Consider the following 14153-nt stretch of genomic DNA (forward strand, 5'->3'; position numbering starts at 1 on the left):
CGGATCGGCTCGGTGGCGGGCGGCGTGCTGCACCACGCGGACTGCCCGGTGGCGGTGGTCCCGCCCGCCTGACCCGGGGCGGGGTGCGGCTACTCCTCCTCCGCGGGCCGCAGCGGCTCCCGCCGCTTCGGCAGGACCTTGCGGATGTAGTCCTCGACGGCCGTCTCCAGGCCGATGTCGTGCTGGGCCCGCTCGGACAGGTACCAGCGGTGCTCCAGCAGCTCGTGGTAGATCTGCGCGGGGTCCATCTGCCCGCGCAGCTCGGGCGGCACGGAGCGGACGGTGGGCCGGAACACCTCGCGCACCCAGCGGTGGGCGAGGACCTCCGGGCGGGCGCCGAGGGGATCGCCGGGCGCGTAGTCGTCCTGGGTGGCCATCCAGCTCTCCAGGTCGTTGAGCAGCCGCCTGGCCTGGTTCTCCTCGGTGTCCAGGCCGGTCAGCCGCAGCAGCTGGCGCTGGTGGTGCCCGGCGTCCACGACCTTCGGCACGAAGGTCACCGTGTCGCCGTGGGAGGCGTGCTCGATCTGCATCTCGGCCACGTCGAAGCCGAGTTCGTTCAGGCGGCGGATGCGGCGCTCGATGTAGTGGTGCTTGCCGGCCGGGTAGACCGAGGTGCGGGTCAGCTCCTGCCACAGGCCCTGGTAGCGGGCGCAGATCTCGGTGCCGAAGTCGATCGGGTCGACGGAGGGGTGCAGGGCGCCGGACGCCTCCAGGTCCAGCAGCTCGCCGCTGATGTTGACCCGCGCCAGGTCCAGGTCGTACTCCCGCTGGCCGCGCGTCAGTTCGGGGTGCAGGTCGCCGGTCTCGGCGTCCACCAGATAGGCGGCGAAGGCGCCCGCGTCGCGCCGGAACAGCGTGTTGGACAGCGAGCAGTCGCCCCAGGCGAAGCCGGCCAGGTGCAGCCGCACCAGCAGCACGGCGAGCGCGTCCATCAGCCGGTGCATGGTGGCCGGGCGCATCGTCGTCTCGAACATGGACCGGTACGGCATCGAGCCGCCGAGGTGCCGGGTGATCAGGACGCTCTCCAGCGGCTCCCCGCCCGGGTCGGTGCGGCCGGTCACCACGGCGAGCGGGTCGACCGCGGGGATGCCGATCCGGTCCAGGTCACGCAGCAGCTCGTACTCGCGCAGCGCCGGGCGCTGGGCCAGCTCCTTCACCGCGATCACCTCGTCGCCGGCCCGGGCGTAGCGCACCACGTGCCGGGAGATGCCGCGCGGCAGCGGCACCAGGTACTTCTCGGGCCACTCCTCCAGCGGCAGGTGCCACGGCAGTTCCAACAGGAGCGCGGGGTGCTCCGGGTTGGTGGCGTTGATCTGCAGTGCCATGGCGGCGGCGTCCTCGTCTCGAAGGTGATCGTCACCTCAGCCTATTGCGCGCGCTCCCGGGCGAGCAGGGCGGCGTCCCGTACCGGACCCTCGTGCACCGGGCCGTGCCCGGGCAGCAGCAGGTCGCCGTCCAGCCCGGCCAGCACGTCCAGCGACCGCACCGCGGTGGCGCGTTCGCGGTGGAACATGTCGGTCAGCATCTGCGGGCCCCGCACACGGGAGACCGGATGCCCGCTGACCAGGGCGTCGCCGGACACCACCGCCCCGACGTGCGGGAGGTGGTAGGCGCAGTGCCCGGCGGTGTGGCCGGGGGTGTGCACGGGCACGGGCCGGCCCGGCAGGTCGAGCTGCCGGCCGTCGCCGGACGTGGGGAACGGCTCGGGCGAGGTGACCGCCACGTCCGCCGTGCCGCCGGCGCGCAGGGCGTGCGCGGCCCACGGCAGCACGCCGGGACGCCAGCCGTTGCGCAGCACCCGCCCCACGGTCACCTGGTGCAGGAAGTCCCGCCGGGCGTGCGGCACTTCCTCCTTGTGCGTGTACACGGGGGTGCCGTACCTCGCGCTGAGGAACTCGGCGGAACCGAGGTGGTCGTTGTGCGCGTGGGTGACCAGCACGGCCGCCACCGCCTCCGGCGCGGCGCCCACCTCCGCCAGCGAGCCGAGCAGCCCCTCACGGTCGCCGGGGTAGCCGGTGTCGATCAGTGTGACGGCGTCCCCCTCGGTGAGGATCACCCAGTTCACGCTTGTGCCGTGCACCAGATAGGTGCCGTCCGCCACCTGCCGCACCGTTGCCTTCATGACCGCCTCGTGTGTCGTGCTTCGTACCGGATGGACGAGCACAGCAAAGCAGACCGGAGGGCGGGCGCGGGCGGGGTCCGGCCCCGCCGCCCTCAGTTCACCCCGCGCGGGCGGAACTGGACGGAGACGCGCGGCCCGGCGGCCCGGGTGCTCTTGGGCACGCAGTGCTCCCAGGTGCGCTGGCAGGAGCCGCCCATCACGATCAGGTCGCCGTGGCCCAGCGGCCGGCGCACGGTCCCGCCGCCGCCCATGGGCCGCAGCAGCAGGTCGCGGGGCGTGCCCACGGAGAGGATGGCGACCATGGTGTCCTCGCGGGCGCCCCGGCCGATCCGGTCGCCGTGCCAGGCGACGCTGTCCCGGCCGTCGCGGTAGTAGCAGAGCCCGGCCGTGGCGAACGGCTCGCCCAGCTCCTTCGCGTAGTGGGCGCTCAGCGCGTCGCGGGCCTCGGCGAGGACCGGGTGGGGGAGCGGGGCGCCGGCGCCGTAGTACGCCAGCAGCCGGGGCACGGAGACGACCTGGTCGTACATCTGGCGCCGCTCGGCCCGCCAGGGGACCTCGGCGGCCAGGTGGTCGAAGAGCGCGTCGGAGCCGTGCAGCCAGCCGGGCAGCAGGTCGATCCAGGCGCCCCGGCCCAGTTCGGTGCGGCGGACGCCGTCGAGCGGGCCGAGCCGCAGCTCGTCGTCCTGGTCGAAGAGCGAGCTCTGGAGCGCCGGGAGGTGGTGCGTGCTCATGGGACCAGCGTACCCCTAATCGAAAATGCGTTCTAGAGCGAGCGGCGCTCTGCGATTGCCCTGCTCCGGGGGCTGTTCGATACACCGGTGTATCGGATACGTTCCCGTATCGGCCGACGGCGGAAGGGGCGGGCATGGCGGACACCGGCACCGGGCGCGTCACCGCGCGCCGGCTGCGCACCCGCGCCCACCTGCTGGACGCCGCCTTCACCGTGTTCGCGGCCAAGGGCTTCGGGCACGTCTCCATCGAGGAGATCTGCGACGCCGCCGGCTACACCCGCGGCGCCTTCTACTCCAACTTCGCCGGCCTGGACGAGATGTTCTTCGCGCTCTACGCCCAGCGCGCCGGCCTGATCGCGGAGCAGGTCTCCGGCGCCCTCGCCACCGGCGGCCCCGCCCTCGACGTGGCCGCCGCCGTGGACCGGGTCGCCGAGGTGCTGTTGCTCGACCGCGACTGGCTGCTGGTGAAGACCGACTTCCTGGTGCACGCCGCCCGCGACCCCCGCGTGGCGCACACGCTCCTGGACCACCGGGCCCGGCTGCGGCGGGCGATCGCCGACCGGCTGGAGCGGGCCCGCGGCCACACCCCGCTGCCCGCCGTGCTGGGCGACGCCGAGGGCGCCGCGCACGCCGTGGTCGCCGCCTACGACGGCGTCACCACCCAACTGCTGCTGGACCGGGACGTCGAGCGCGCCCGGGCCTGGCTGAAACAACTGCTCACCGCGCTGCTCACCGGCGGAAGCCCCGGATGACAGCCTCCGCACGCAGAAGGAAGGGACGGTCGCCATGGATGCCGACGTCATCGTCGTCGGAGCGGGCCTCGCGGGCCTCGTCGCGGCCCATGAACTGACCGCCAAGGGCCGCAGGGTCGCCCTGGTCGACCAGGAGAACGCCGCCAACCTCGGCGGCCAGGCCTACTGGTCGTTCGGCGGGCTGTTCCTGGTGGGCTCGCCCGAGCAGCGCCGCCTCGGCGTCAAGGATTCCTTCGAGCTGGCCTGGAACGACTGGCAGGGTAGCGCCGCCTTCGACCGGCTCGACGACGAGGACAGCTGGGCGAAGCGCTGGGCGCGCGCCTACGTCGAGTGGGCGGCCGGGGAGAAGCGGCCCTGGCTGGACGGCCACGGCATCACCTTCCTGCCCACCGTCGGCTGGGCCGAGCGCGGCGACCTGCGCGCCGGCGGCCACGGCAACTCCGTGCCCCGCTTCCACATCGCCTGGGGCACCGGCACCGGCGTCGTCGCCCCGTTCGCCCGGTACGCCCGCGAGGCCTCGCGTGACGGACTGCTCACCTTCCACCACCGCCACCGCGTCGACGAGCTGGTCGTGGAGAACGGCGCCGTGCGCGGGGTGCGCGGCACCGTGCTGGCCGAGGACCACGCGCCCCGCGGCGTCGCCTCCAGCCGCGAGGTCGTCGGCGAGTTCGAGCTGACCGCCCAGGCCGTGATCGTCACCAGCGGCGGCATCGGCGCCGACCACGACATCGTCCGCCGGTACTGGCCGGAGCGGCTGGGCACCCCGCCGCGCGAGATGGTCACCGGGGTCCCCGCCTACGTCGACGGGCGGATGCTCGACATCAGCGCCCGCGCCGGGGCGCGGCTGGTCAACCGCGACCGCATGTGGCACTACACCGAGGGCATCCGGAACTGGGACCCGGTCTGGCCCGGCCACGGCATCCGCATCCTGCCCGGCCCGTCCTCCCTGTGGTTCGACGCGCTGGGCCGCCGGCTGCCCGAGCCCTGCCTGCCCGGCTACGACACCCTCGGCACGCTGAAGCACCTGCGCACCACCGAGGACATCGCCCCCTACGACCACTCCTGGTTCATCCTCACCCAGAAGATCGTCGAGAAGGAGTTCGCGCTCTCCGGCTCCGAGCAGAACCCGGACATCACCGCCAAGGACCGCGCCGGCTTCCTGCGCGAACGCATCCTCGGCAAGGGCGCCCCCGGCCCGGTCGACGCCTTCCTGCGCAACGGAGCCGACTTCGTCACCGCCGCCACCCTCGAGGAACTCGTCGACAAGATGAACGCCCTCACCGACGAGCCGCTGCTCGACGCGGCCCTCGTCCGCCGCCAGATCGAGGCGCGCGACCTCCAGCTCGCCAACCCCTACAGCAAGGACGCCCAGGTGCAGGGCATCCGCAACGCCCGCCGCTACATCGGCGACCGCCTCGGCCGGGTCGCCACCCCGCACCGTCTCCTCGACCCGGCGGCGGGCCCGCTGATCGGCGTGAAGCTGCACATCCTCACCCGCAAGACGCTCGGCGGCATCCAGACCGACCTGGACTCCCGGGCACTGGGCGCCGACGGCAGCCCGGTCGAGGGTCTGTACGCGGCCGGGGAGGTCGCGGGCTTCGGCGGCGGAGGCGTCCACGGCTACAACGCGCTGGAGGGCACCTTCCTCGGCGGCTGCCTCTTCTCGGGGCGCGCGGCGGGCCGGGCGGCGGCCGCGCAGACGGCCTGAGGCGTCAACGGTCCGAGCGGGCCGATCGGTCGTCGAGCAGCCGGGCCAGCACCTCCGCGTGACTGGTTCCCGGCTGCTTGGAGGCGGTCAGCAGGGTCACGGTGCCCTTCCCGGCCAGCTGCCGCACCCGCTCCAGCAGGTCCGCCGCCTCCGGGGCGGCCAGCTCCGCCTCGTAGCGCTCACGGAACTCCTCGAAGGAGGCGAGGGTCTCCTCGCAGCCGTGGTACCAGCGGCGCAGCTCGGTGGAGGGGGTGAGTCCCTTCGGCCACTCGTCGACCCGGGCCGCGTCCTTGGCGAGACCGCGCGGCCACAGCCGGTCGACGAGGACCCGCACCCCGTCGTCGGGCTCGGGCGGCTCGTACACGCGACGCACCCGCACGCTCATGCCGGCTCCCTTCCACCTCGACCGCTGCGAGCCTACTGCGGCGCACGGGACCGGGCACGATGAGCGGGACGGCCGCATTCCCCCGGCCGGAGCCGGGTACTGGGTCCGCCGGAGACCGCGACGGGGAGGTGACGGATGGAGGCCACGGACGACCTGCCGGTCGTCGGCACGCTCGCCGAGCTCACCGCACTGGTGGAGCGCGACCGGGGACTGTACGTCCGCTGGTCCAGAGGACCGGCGATCGACCTGCACGCGGTGTCCAGCATCGACGACCTCACCGGCGTGGCCATGCCTGGCCTGTCCGCGAACCCGCTCGACGTGGAGGAGTGGTGGCAGGACCGGTCACCGGCCCTGTGGGTGGCGCGTCGGCTCTACGACTACGAGCACCTGCCGCACGAGAAGGGCGCCGGCATCCGGCCCTGGGTGCTGAGGGGACGTGAGGCGGGCCGGGGCCCGGACAACGAGCCGCTGGTCACCGATGTGCGCCCGCTCTGCTGGATCGCCGACGCGGTGATCGAGGAGGCGCACACGGAAGTGGCCCGCCAGGAGCATCCCTGGGGGCCACTGCGCCGTGCCGCCCGCTGGCCGCCGGGCCGTCCGCCCGGGGCCCGCGCGCGGTTCACGCGCTCGCCGTCACTCCCGCACCGCCCGCCGCGTCCGTCAGGCCCTGCCCGACGAACGGCGGGCCGCGATGCGCCGCTTGAGCGCGCGGCGTTCCGTCTCGCTCGTGCCGCCCCACACGCCGATGGACTGCCCGGTCTCCAGGGCCCACTCCAGGCACTGCTCCCGCACGGGGCAGCGCCGGCAGACCGCCTTGGCCTGCTCGGTCTGCAAGAGGGACGGCCCGGAGGTGCCGATCGGGAAGAACAGCTCGGGGTCCTCGGTCCGGCAGGCCGCGCCGTGCCGCCAGTTGTCCATCGAAAGTCACCTGCGTCCGAAGTCGGTGCGCACCCGTCCGGGTGCCTTGCTCTCTTTCGGGTGACCTGTCAAGTGGCGGTGAAACTGGGCGATCCGCGCGGAAACGGTCACTGCTCGCGCAGCCCCCACGGCGAACCGTAGGCAGTGAGCAGGTCGAGGAACGGCCGGGCCGGGAACGCCTCCGGGCCGAGCACACCCGTCCCGGACCAGGCGCCCGTCGCCAGCAGTTCGAGCGCGACGACCGGGTTGACGGCCGTCTGCCACACCACCGCCTGGCAGCCGTACTCGCTCATCGACCACTGGTTGTCGACCACGTGGTACAGGTACACCTCGCGCGGCGCACCGTCCTTGGTGCCCCGCACCCAGGTGCCCGCGCAGGTCTTGCCGTGCATCCGGTCGCCGAGGGTCGCCGGGTCGGGCAGGCAGGCCGCGACGACGTCCCGCGGGGAGACCTTCACGGGGCCGTCGGGGCCGGGCACGGTCACCGGCTCGGTGCGGTCCAGGCCCAGCAGGTGCAGCGTGCGGAGGGTGTCGGTGAACGCGCGGCCCAGGCCGTACTTGAAGGTGACCCGGCGGGCGTCCACCCAGCGGGGCACCAGCAGCACCTCCTCGTGCTCCACGTTCACGCACTCCACCGGGCCGATGCCCTCGGGGAAGTCGAACACCTCGGGCTCGCTGAAGGGTTCGGTGGTGAACCAGCCGCGGTCCCGCTCGTAGACCACGGGCGGGTTGAGGCACTCCTCGATGGTGGTCCAGATGCTGAACGACGGCGCGAAGTCGTAGCCGTCCACCGTCAGGTTCGCGCCGTCGCGGACGCCGATCTCCTCGATCTCGTCGAAGAGCTCGTCCGCCGCGTACCGGGCGAACACGTCCGACAGGCCCGGCTCCACGCCCATGCCCACCAGCGCCAGCAGCCCGGCCCTCTCCCACTCGGCGGCCTGCGCGAACTGCTCGTCGCCCAGCTTCACCCCGCACTCCTGGTACGGCCGCTCGCCGTGCGGACGGGACAGCGACATCGCCATGTCGGCATACGTGGCGCCGCCCGTCCGCGCCGCGCGGAACAGCGGCATCACGAACCGGGGGTCGGTGGCGTTCAGCAGCACGTCACAGCCGTGCCGCTCCAGCAGCGCCGTCACCTGCGCCTCGTCACCGGCGTCGACCCGCTCGGCGCGGAACCGGTCGCCGTCCGGGCCGCGCGCCGTGACCGCCGCCTCCGCCCGGGCGAGGTCGTGGTCGGCCACCACCATCAGCTCGAAGAACGGCCGCCGGGCCGCGATCCGGGTGACCGCGGTCCCCACACCGCCCGCTCCTACCAGCAGTACGCGCATGACGGAGCACTCCCTTTCCTCGTCATGGATCCGCGACGGATCCGGGATGTCCTGCGGGGCCCCTGCCGTGATGGAACGCCGTGCCGGGACGTAAGGTCAATGGCGTTGGCATAAGACCGGAGGAGCGGGGACATGGCCAAGCGGGTGGTGCCCGAGGAGCGGCGGCGGCGCCGCAGGCCGACCAGGAGCGGAGTCGTGCTGTCGGAGCGGCTGATCGTCGACGCCGCGCTGCGGCTGCTCCGGGAGCACGGCAGCGCGGGCCTCACCGCCCGCCGCCTCGGCCTCGCCCTCGACTGCGACCCGAGCACGCTCTACCGCTACTTCCGCGGCATGGACGACCTGACCCTCGCCATCGGCGACGCGCTGATCGGCCAGGCCCTGGACGGCTGGCGCAGGAGCGGACGCTGGCGCCACGACCTGCGCGCCCTCGGCCTGCGCATCCACGCCGCCTACGTCTCCCACCCGCAGGCGGCTGTCCTCACCGCGAGCCGCGTCTCCGGCCGGGCGAACGAACTGGCCGCCGACGAGGCGGTGCTGGACGTGCTGCGCACCGCGGGCTTCCCGCCCGCCGGCACCGTCCGCGTCTACCAGGCCTTCATCGACACCACCCTGGCGTTCGCCGCCCTCGACGCCGCCTCCCTGGCGCTGCCGGACGCGGCACGGCGCGCCGACGAGGACATGTGGCGCTCGACCTACGCCCGGCTGCCCGCCGCCACCCATCCGCGCATCGCCGAGACCGCCCCCCTGCTCGCCGCCCGCATGGTCGAGAGCGCCTACCCCACGGCGCTGGACATGCTGCTCGCCAGCGCGGAGCGGGACCTGGCCGGCCTCCGGGTCAGCGGTGCAGAGCCCCGGCCGCCGCGGCCATGACCGCGTCGGCGACCGCCGCGAGGGCGGGGGAGTCCAGCTTCCACTGCTGCCAGTACAGCGGCGCGTCGACCGCGCGGTCCGGGGCGAACACCGTGACCCGTCCCGCCCGCAGCAACGGCACCGCCTGCGCCTCCGGCACCATGCCCCAGCCGAGGCCCGCCGCCACCGCCTCGGCGAACCCCTCCGACGTCGGCACATGGTGGCGCCGGCTGCCCGCCCCTCTGCGGCCCCCGGTGAGCCGGCGCACGAACCGGTCCTGGAAGTCGTCCCGCCGGTCGAAGACCACCACCGGCGCCGCCGCCACCGACTCCTCCAGCGGCTCCGTCAGCAGCTCCGCGGCGAACTCCGGGTGCGCCACCGGCAGGTAGCGCATCGCCCCCAGGCGCCGCACCGAGCAGCCCGGCACCGGTTCGGGGGAGGAGGTCACCGCGGCCATCACCGTGCCCTCGCGCAGCAGCGCCGCCGTGTGCGACTCGTCCTCCCGGCGCAGTTCGAAGCAGAGCCGGGACCGGGCCGGCAGTCGGACCAGGGCGTCCAGGAACCAGGTGGCGAGCGAGTCCGCGTTGACCGCGACCGACACCCGCGTCGGCTCCCCGGCATCGCTCAGCCCCAGTTCCGCGTACGCGTCCCGCTCCAGCCGGGCCACCTGCCGGGCCAGCCGTACGAGAACCTCGCCGGACTCGGTGGGCCGCACCGGGCGGGTGCGCAGCAGCAGCACCCTCCCGGTGCGCTGCTCCAGCGCCTTGACCCGCTGGCTGACCGCCGAGGGCGTCACGTGCAACGCGGCCGCCGCCGCGTCGAACGTCCCCTCGTCCACCACCGCGAGCAGCGTCCGCACCTGGTCCAGCGGAAGGTCTTCCATCACACCGGCTAAGGGTACGTAAGATCCTTTAGCTGGCCTGAATTCGCCGCGCCGCCTAGCGTCACCGACATGACCAGCGCATTCGCCCCGGCCCTCGCCGGTTTCGGCACCGGACTGTCCCTGATCGTCGCCATCGGCGCGCAGAACGCCTTCGTGCTGCGCCAAGGGGTCCGCAGGGACGCCGTGCTCGCCGTGGTCGGCATCTGCGCCCTGTCCGACGCACTCCTCATCGCCCTCGGCGTGGGCGGCGTCGGCGCGGTCGTGGTGGCGTGGCCCGCCGCGCTGACGGTGGTGGGCTGGATCGGCGGCGCCTTCCTCCTCGGCTACGGCGCCCTGGCCGCCCGCCGGGTGGTGCGCCCGGCCGGCACGGGACTGGAGACGGCGGGCGGCGCGACCGGCTCGCGCCGCCGGGCCGTCCTCACCTGCCTGGCCCTGACCTGGCTCAACCCGCACGTCTACCTCGACACGGTGTTCCTGGTCGGCTCGGTCGCCGCCGACCACGGCCCGGCGCGCTGGACCTTCGGCGTCGGGGCCGCGCTGGCCAGCGTGTGCTGGTTCGCCGCGCTCGGCTTCGGCGCGCGGCTGCTCGGCCGCTTCCTCGCCCGCCCCGCCGCCTGGCGGGTGCTGGACGCCCTGGTGGCCGTCACCATGATCGTGCTCGGTGTGACGCTCGTCGCGGGAGCCTGAGGACGCGCCGGACCGGGCGCCTGCCACACTGAGTCCCGGCCAAGTAGATGTACGCAGCAACCAGGACGGTCGTGGACACCAGCGAGAGCAGCACCGAACCCCGCATCCCCGACGCGGAACAGGAGGCGGACGGACCGCGCGGCTGGCGCCGCTGGGCCATGGACACCCGCCCGCTGCGCCGCCCCGCCTACCGCAGGCTATGGGCCTCCACCGTCGTCACCGCGGTCGGCAGCCAGCTCACCGCCGTCGCGGTGCCCAAGCAGATCTACGACATCACCGGCTCCTCCGCCTGGGTCGGCGCCGCGAGCCTCGCCGGACTGCTGCCGCTGATCGTGTTCGCGCTGTGGGGCGGGGCGATCGCCGACAGCATGGACCGCCGCAAGCTGCTGCTGCTCACCAACACCGGCATCGCGGTCACCTCGCTGCTGTTCTGGATCCAGGCCTTCGCCGGATTGGAGTCCGTCTGGACCTTGATGCTGCTGCTCGCCCTGCAGCAGGCCTTCTGGGGGCTGAACGCGCCCGCCCGCAGCGCCTCCATCGCCCGCCTGGTCCCCGCGGACGAACTGCCCGCCGCCAACGCCCTCGGCTCCACTGTGATGCAGACCGGCCAGATCGCCGGACCGCTGCTCGCCGGCGCCCTCATCCCCGTCATCGGGCTGGCCGAGCTGTACCTGATCGACGCCCTCGCGCTGTGCGTCACCGTCTGGGCGGTGTACCGGCTGCCCGCCCTGCCGCCGCTCACCGCCGCCAAGGCCGGCAGCGCCGGGCTGCGCGGCGTCCTGGAGGGCTTCCGCTACATCTCCGGGCACGCGGTGCTGCTGCTGTCGTTCCTCGCCGACATCGTCGCCATGGTCCTCGGCATGCCCCGCGCCCTGTTCCCGCAGCTCGCCGCGGAGACCTACGCCCCCTACGGGGAGGGCTTCGCGCTGGGCCTGCTGTTCGCCGCGATCCCGCTCGGCGCGGTGCTGGGCGGCCTGTTCTCCGGCACGTTCTCCCGGGCGCGCCGGCACGGCTGGATGGTGATCGGCTCGGTGGTGGTGTGGGGGCTGGCCGTCGCCGGGTTCGGGCTCAGCGGCAGCCTGTGGCTCGCGGTCGCCTTCCTCGCCCTCGCCGGGGTCGCCGACATGGTGTCCATGGTGTTCCGCGGGGCGATCCTGCTGTCCGCCGCGACCGACGAGATGCGCGGCCGCATGCAGGGCGTCTTCACCGTCGTCGTGGCCGGCGGACCCCGCCTCGCGGACGTCCTGCACGGCACCGCCGGGTCCGCCTTCGGTCCCCGCGCGGCCGTCGCGGGCGGCGGGATCCTGGTCGTCGTGGTGATGCTGGCGCTGGCCGCCGCCATGCCGGCCCTGCGCCGCTACCGCGTCTGAGCGCCGGCCAGGGCCTCTCGTTCTGTCCTGAACGGGCGTGGGGCCCCAACGGCGTTGTCGTCTCGCCGACTCCTCCACGCTCGGCTGCGCTCGCGCGGGCGGGGCCCCATCACGTCGACCCCCTCCTCCGCCTCGCAGCTGCCCGCACCGGACCCCGCTCGGGCCGGCCGAGGACGCAGCGCGCTCACGGCCGGCCTGATCCGACGAAGGCTCTACAGCACCCCGCCGCGCCGCATCGCGTACTGCTCCATCAGCTGGCCGCGGGTCATCTCCAGCCGGTGCGCGAGCACCTCGGCGACGCAGCGGACCAGCGACAGCCCGAGGGCGGTGTCCGCCTCGCACAGCCGCAGCACGGCCGCCGCGTCGAACTCGTAGGCACGGACCGGGCTGAACGCCTCCGCGCCGAAGTCCCACTCGTACGGCGGGAACAGCCACGACCAGCCCAGCAGGTCGCCCGCGCCGAGCCCCGCGACGGTGGTCCGCTGCACCTCGTTCAGCCGCTGGTCCAGCGAGACGGCGCCGGAGCGGATGACCCAGAAGCGGTCGGCGTGGCCTCCGGCCTCGAAGATGCGGGTGTCCTCCGGGAAGTGCACCTCGCGGGCCAGCGTCATCAGGCTCTCGCGCTGCTGGTGGGGGAGGGCGGTCAGGAGTTTGATCGCTTTGGTCATGGGACGGGGCCTCTCGCCGGGGTGCGGTCCGGGTGCTTTCCCTCCCTACTCATTTCAGCCGCTGCCGCCGTCCGGGGCACCTCGGCGGACGCGGCGGCTGCGTGAGGGGGGTGTGCGCCTCGTGGGCGGCCCGCGTCCGGGCATGAAAAAGCCCTGGCTGGACGGGGGAAACCAGCCAGGGCCGTAAGCGGTGGTGACGGAGGAGTCACGTCGACTCCGGCACCACGTATGAGTGAACGATAAACCATTCACCTGAGGTTCGCGTAATCGGGTCCTACGTGTCCTGCGCCACGACCCGCACGGTCTTCAGGGACGGCTCCGCGGGGTCCGGCAGATACATCCCCGCCTCGAGACCGGACCGCAGATAGCGCAGCACCGGCTCGGTCAGCCGCTCGCCCGGCAGCACCGCCGGAATGCCCGGCGGGTACGGCGTGATCATCTCCGCCGCGACCCGCCCGGCGGCCTTCTCCGCCGGCACGTCCTCGGCCGGACCGAAGAACGCGTCCCGCGGCAGCACCGCCTGCTCCATCCGCAGCTCACCCGGCTCCGGCACCGCCACCTCCGGGCCCCCGCGCAGCCCGGGCGCCGCCCGCCGCAGCTCACGCAGCGCCGACAGCAGCTCGCCCGCGGTCTCCCGGTCGTCGCCGTGGGTGATCTGCGCGCCGATGCGGCGATGGTCGACCAGGTGGGCGTCGATCGCCCGGTGCTCACGCAGCCAGTCCGCCGCCCGGTAGCCCGTGATGCCCAGGTCACGCAGGTCGATCACGCACGGCAGCGGGTCGAAGTCGTCCCCGAGACCCGGCCCGCAGTAGTCGTCCCGGCCGTCCACGTGCATCCCGTCGATCTCCTCGACGGCCGCTCGCACCTCGCCCGCCAGCTCCAGCGCCGACCCCATCAGCTCCGCGCCGCGCAGCGCCATCTGCCGCCGCCAGCCGTCCAGACCCGCGAAGATCAGCACCGAGGGGCTGGTCGTGCCCAGCAGATCGGCGCGCTGGCCCAGCACCGCCGGCGGCACCAGATCCCCCTGCAGATGGAATACGGAGCCCTGCTCCAGACCGCTGCCCATCTTGTGGATGCTGGTCACGCAGATGTCCGCGCCCGCGTCCATCGCCCACGACGGCAGCTCAGGGTGGAAGGGCAGATGCGCGCCCCACGCCTCGTCCACGATCAGCGGGCGCCCGCGCCGGTGGCACACCTCGGCGATGTCCCGGAGCGCCGCCGCCGCGCCGTACGGCGTCGGACTGGTCACCAGGGCGCCCCGCGCGTCGGGATGGGCCTCGAACGCCGCCTCGAAGCCCGCGGCCGACGGCGGATGCGCCACATGCCGCTCGGCGTCCCACCGCGGCTCCACCCACACCGGCCGCACACCGGACAGGATCAGCCCCGACACCACCGACTTGTGGGCGTCCCGCCCGATCAGCAGCTTCTCGTGCGGCCCCGCGACCGACAGCATCGCCGCCTTCACCGACAGGGAGCTGCCGCATGTGCTGAAGAACGTGTGATCGGCGTGCACCGCGTCGGCCATCAGCTCCTGCGCCGACTGGAGCACCCGGCCCCGGGTGAGGCGGTCGTCCAGACCGCCCGTCGCCAGCACGTCGCCCAGGAAGACGGCGTCCCCGAGCAGCTCGCGCACCGCCGGGTCGGCTCCCCGCGCCTGCTTGTGGCCCGGCGGCGTGAACCCCATCCGTCCCCTGCGGTGGTACTCCTCCAGTGCTTCCAGAACCGGTGCCCGGTGATGGTCGACAGTCATGC

At 73.8% G+C, this 14153-nt stretch carries 15 protein-coding genes and 1 pseudogene; 7 read left to right on the top strand and 9 right to left on the bottom strand.

Translation table 11 applies throughout. From position 1 onward, the window contains the following. Positions 1 to 72, top strand: a 72-nt coding sequence (locus CCN29_RS34925; RefSeq protein WP_143661340.1) for a universal stress protein, incomplete at its 5' end; no start/stop codon positions are given. Positions 73 to 89: 17 nt separating this feature from the next. Here the strand turns inward: CCN29_RS34925 and CCN29_RS15605 are convergent. From CCN29_RS15605 to CCN29_RS15615, 3 genes are all read right to left on the bottom strand, one after another. Beyond that, entirely contained in the window at positions 90 to 1325 is a 1236-nt protein-coding gene (locus tag CCN29_RS15605) for a DUF4032 domain-containing protein (protein WP_006133739.1), read from the bottom strand. Between the two features lie 41 nt (positions 1326 to 1366). After that, a complete protein-coding gene (locus tag CCN29_RS15610) occupies positions 1367 to 2122 on the bottom strand; it encodes an MBL fold metallo-hydrolase (protein ID WP_086682529.1) in 756 nt (251 codons plus the stop codon). Positions 2123 to 2214: 92 nt separating this feature from the next. Further along, complete coding sequence (locus CCN29_RS15615) at positions 2215 to 2853, bottom strand: alpha-ketoglutarate-dependent dioxygenase AlkB (RefSeq protein WP_006133737.1); 639 nt, start codon at positions 2851 to 2853, stop codon at positions 2215 to 2217. A 134-nt stretch (positions 2854 to 2987) separates the two neighbouring features. On the opposite strand from CCN29_RS15615, the gene CCN29_RS15620 reads away from it, so the two are divergent. Both CCN29_RS15620 and CCN29_RS15625 read left to right on the top strand, forming a co-directional pair. Then, positions 2988 to 3605: a TetR/AcrR family transcriptional regulator gene (locus tag CCN29_RS15620; RefSeq protein ID WP_086682532.1), complete on the top strand. Its 618-nt coding sequence runs from the start codon at positions 2988 to 2990 to the stop codon at positions 3603 to 3605. A gap of 34 nt (positions 3606 to 3639) precedes the next feature. Further along, a complete protein-coding gene (locus CCN29_RS15625) occupies positions 3640 to 5313 on the top strand; it encodes an FAD-binding dehydrogenase (RefSeq protein ID WP_006133734.1) in 1674 nt (557 codons plus the stop codon). Between the two features lie 4 nt (positions 5314 to 5317). Here the strand turns inward: CCN29_RS15625 and CCN29_RS15630 are convergent, their stop codons facing one another. Beyond that, positions 5318 to 5698, bottom strand: coding sequence for a DUF488 domain-containing protein (locus CCN29_RS15630; RefSeq protein ID WP_006133732.1), 381 nt, complete (start codon positions 5696 to 5698; stop codon positions 5318 to 5320). Between the two features lie 135 nt (positions 5699 to 5833). Here CCN29_RS15630 and CCN29_RS15635 point away from each other — a divergent pair. Next, positions 5834 to 6280 (top strand): annotated as a pseudogene (locus CCN29_RS15635) (DUF6098 family protein); the annotation flags it as partial. Between the two features lie 78 nt (positions 6281 to 6358). On the opposite strand, the gene CCN29_RS15640 reads toward CCN29_RS15635, so the two are convergent. Continuing rightward, positions 6359 to 6616: a WhiB family transcriptional regulator gene (locus CCN29_RS15640; RefSeq protein ID WP_006133729.1), complete on the bottom strand. Its 258-nt coding sequence runs from the start codon at positions 6614 to 6616 to the stop codon at positions 6359 to 6361. Between the two features lie 107 nt (positions 6617 to 6723). Further along, positions 6724 to 7944 (bottom strand): saccharopine dehydrogenase family protein, encoded by a 1221-nt coding sequence (locus tag CCN29_RS15645; RefSeq protein WP_086682535.1) that lies wholly within the window; start codon positions 7942 to 7944, stop codon positions 6724 to 6726. A 132-nt stretch (positions 7945 to 8076) separates the two neighbouring features. Between CCN29_RS15645 and CCN29_RS15650 the strand changes: the two genes are divergently transcribed. Next, a complete protein-coding gene (locus tag CCN29_RS15650) occupies positions 8077 to 8814 on the top strand; it encodes a TetR/AcrR family transcriptional regulator (RefSeq protein ID WP_006133727.1) in 738 nt (245 codons plus the stop codon). Here the strand turns inward: CCN29_RS15650 and CCN29_RS15655 are convergent. Further along, a complete protein-coding gene (locus CCN29_RS15655) occupies positions 8780 to 9676 on the bottom strand; it encodes a LysR family transcriptional regulator ArgP (RefSeq protein ID WP_031016805.1) in 897 nt (298 codons plus the stop codon). The genes CCN29_RS15650 and CCN29_RS15655 overlap by 35 nt on opposite strands. A gap of 69 nt (positions 9677 to 9745) precedes the next feature. On the opposite strand from CCN29_RS15655, the gene CCN29_RS15660 reads away from it, so the two are divergent. Both CCN29_RS15660 and CCN29_RS15665 read left to right on the top strand, forming a co-directional pair. Continuing rightward, positions 9746 to 10363: a LysE/ArgO family amino acid transporter gene (locus tag CCN29_RS15660; RefSeq protein WP_006133722.1), complete on the top strand. Its 618-nt coding sequence runs from the start codon at positions 9746 to 9748 to the stop codon at positions 10361 to 10363. A gap of 71 nt (positions 10364 to 10434) precedes the next feature. After that, on the top strand, positions 10435 to 11733 hold the full coding sequence (locus CCN29_RS15665; RefSeq protein ID WP_006133720.1) for an MFS transporter: 1299 nt from the start codon (positions 10435 to 10437) through the stop codon (positions 11731 to 11733). 212 nt (positions 11734 to 11945) lie between these two features. Here the strand turns inward: CCN29_RS15665 and CCN29_RS15670 are convergent, their stop codons facing one another. Both CCN29_RS15670 and CCN29_RS15675 read right to left on the bottom strand, forming a co-directional pair. After that, on the bottom strand, positions 11946 to 12401 hold the full coding sequence (locus tag CCN29_RS15670) for a cyclic nucleotide-binding domain-containing protein (RefSeq protein WP_006133719.1): 456 nt from the start codon (positions 12399 to 12401) through the stop codon (positions 11946 to 11948). A gap of 274 nt (positions 12402 to 12675) precedes the next feature. Then, the gene (locus CCN29_RS15675; RefSeq protein WP_086682538.1) at positions 12676 to 14151 is read right to left on the bottom strand and encodes an aminotransferase class I/II-fold pyridoxal phosphate-dependent enzyme; all 1476 of its coding nucleotides are present in this window, start codon (positions 14149 to 14151) and stop codon (positions 12676 to 12678) included. Positions 14152 to 14153 lie beyond the last annotated feature (2 nt).

This window comes from Streptomyces pseudogriseolus (genome assembly GCA_002154585.1).
In the GTDB taxonomy this organism is placed as follows: Bacteria; Actinomycetota; Actinomycetes; order Streptomycetales; family Streptomycetaceae; genus Streptomyces; species Streptomyces pseudogriseolus.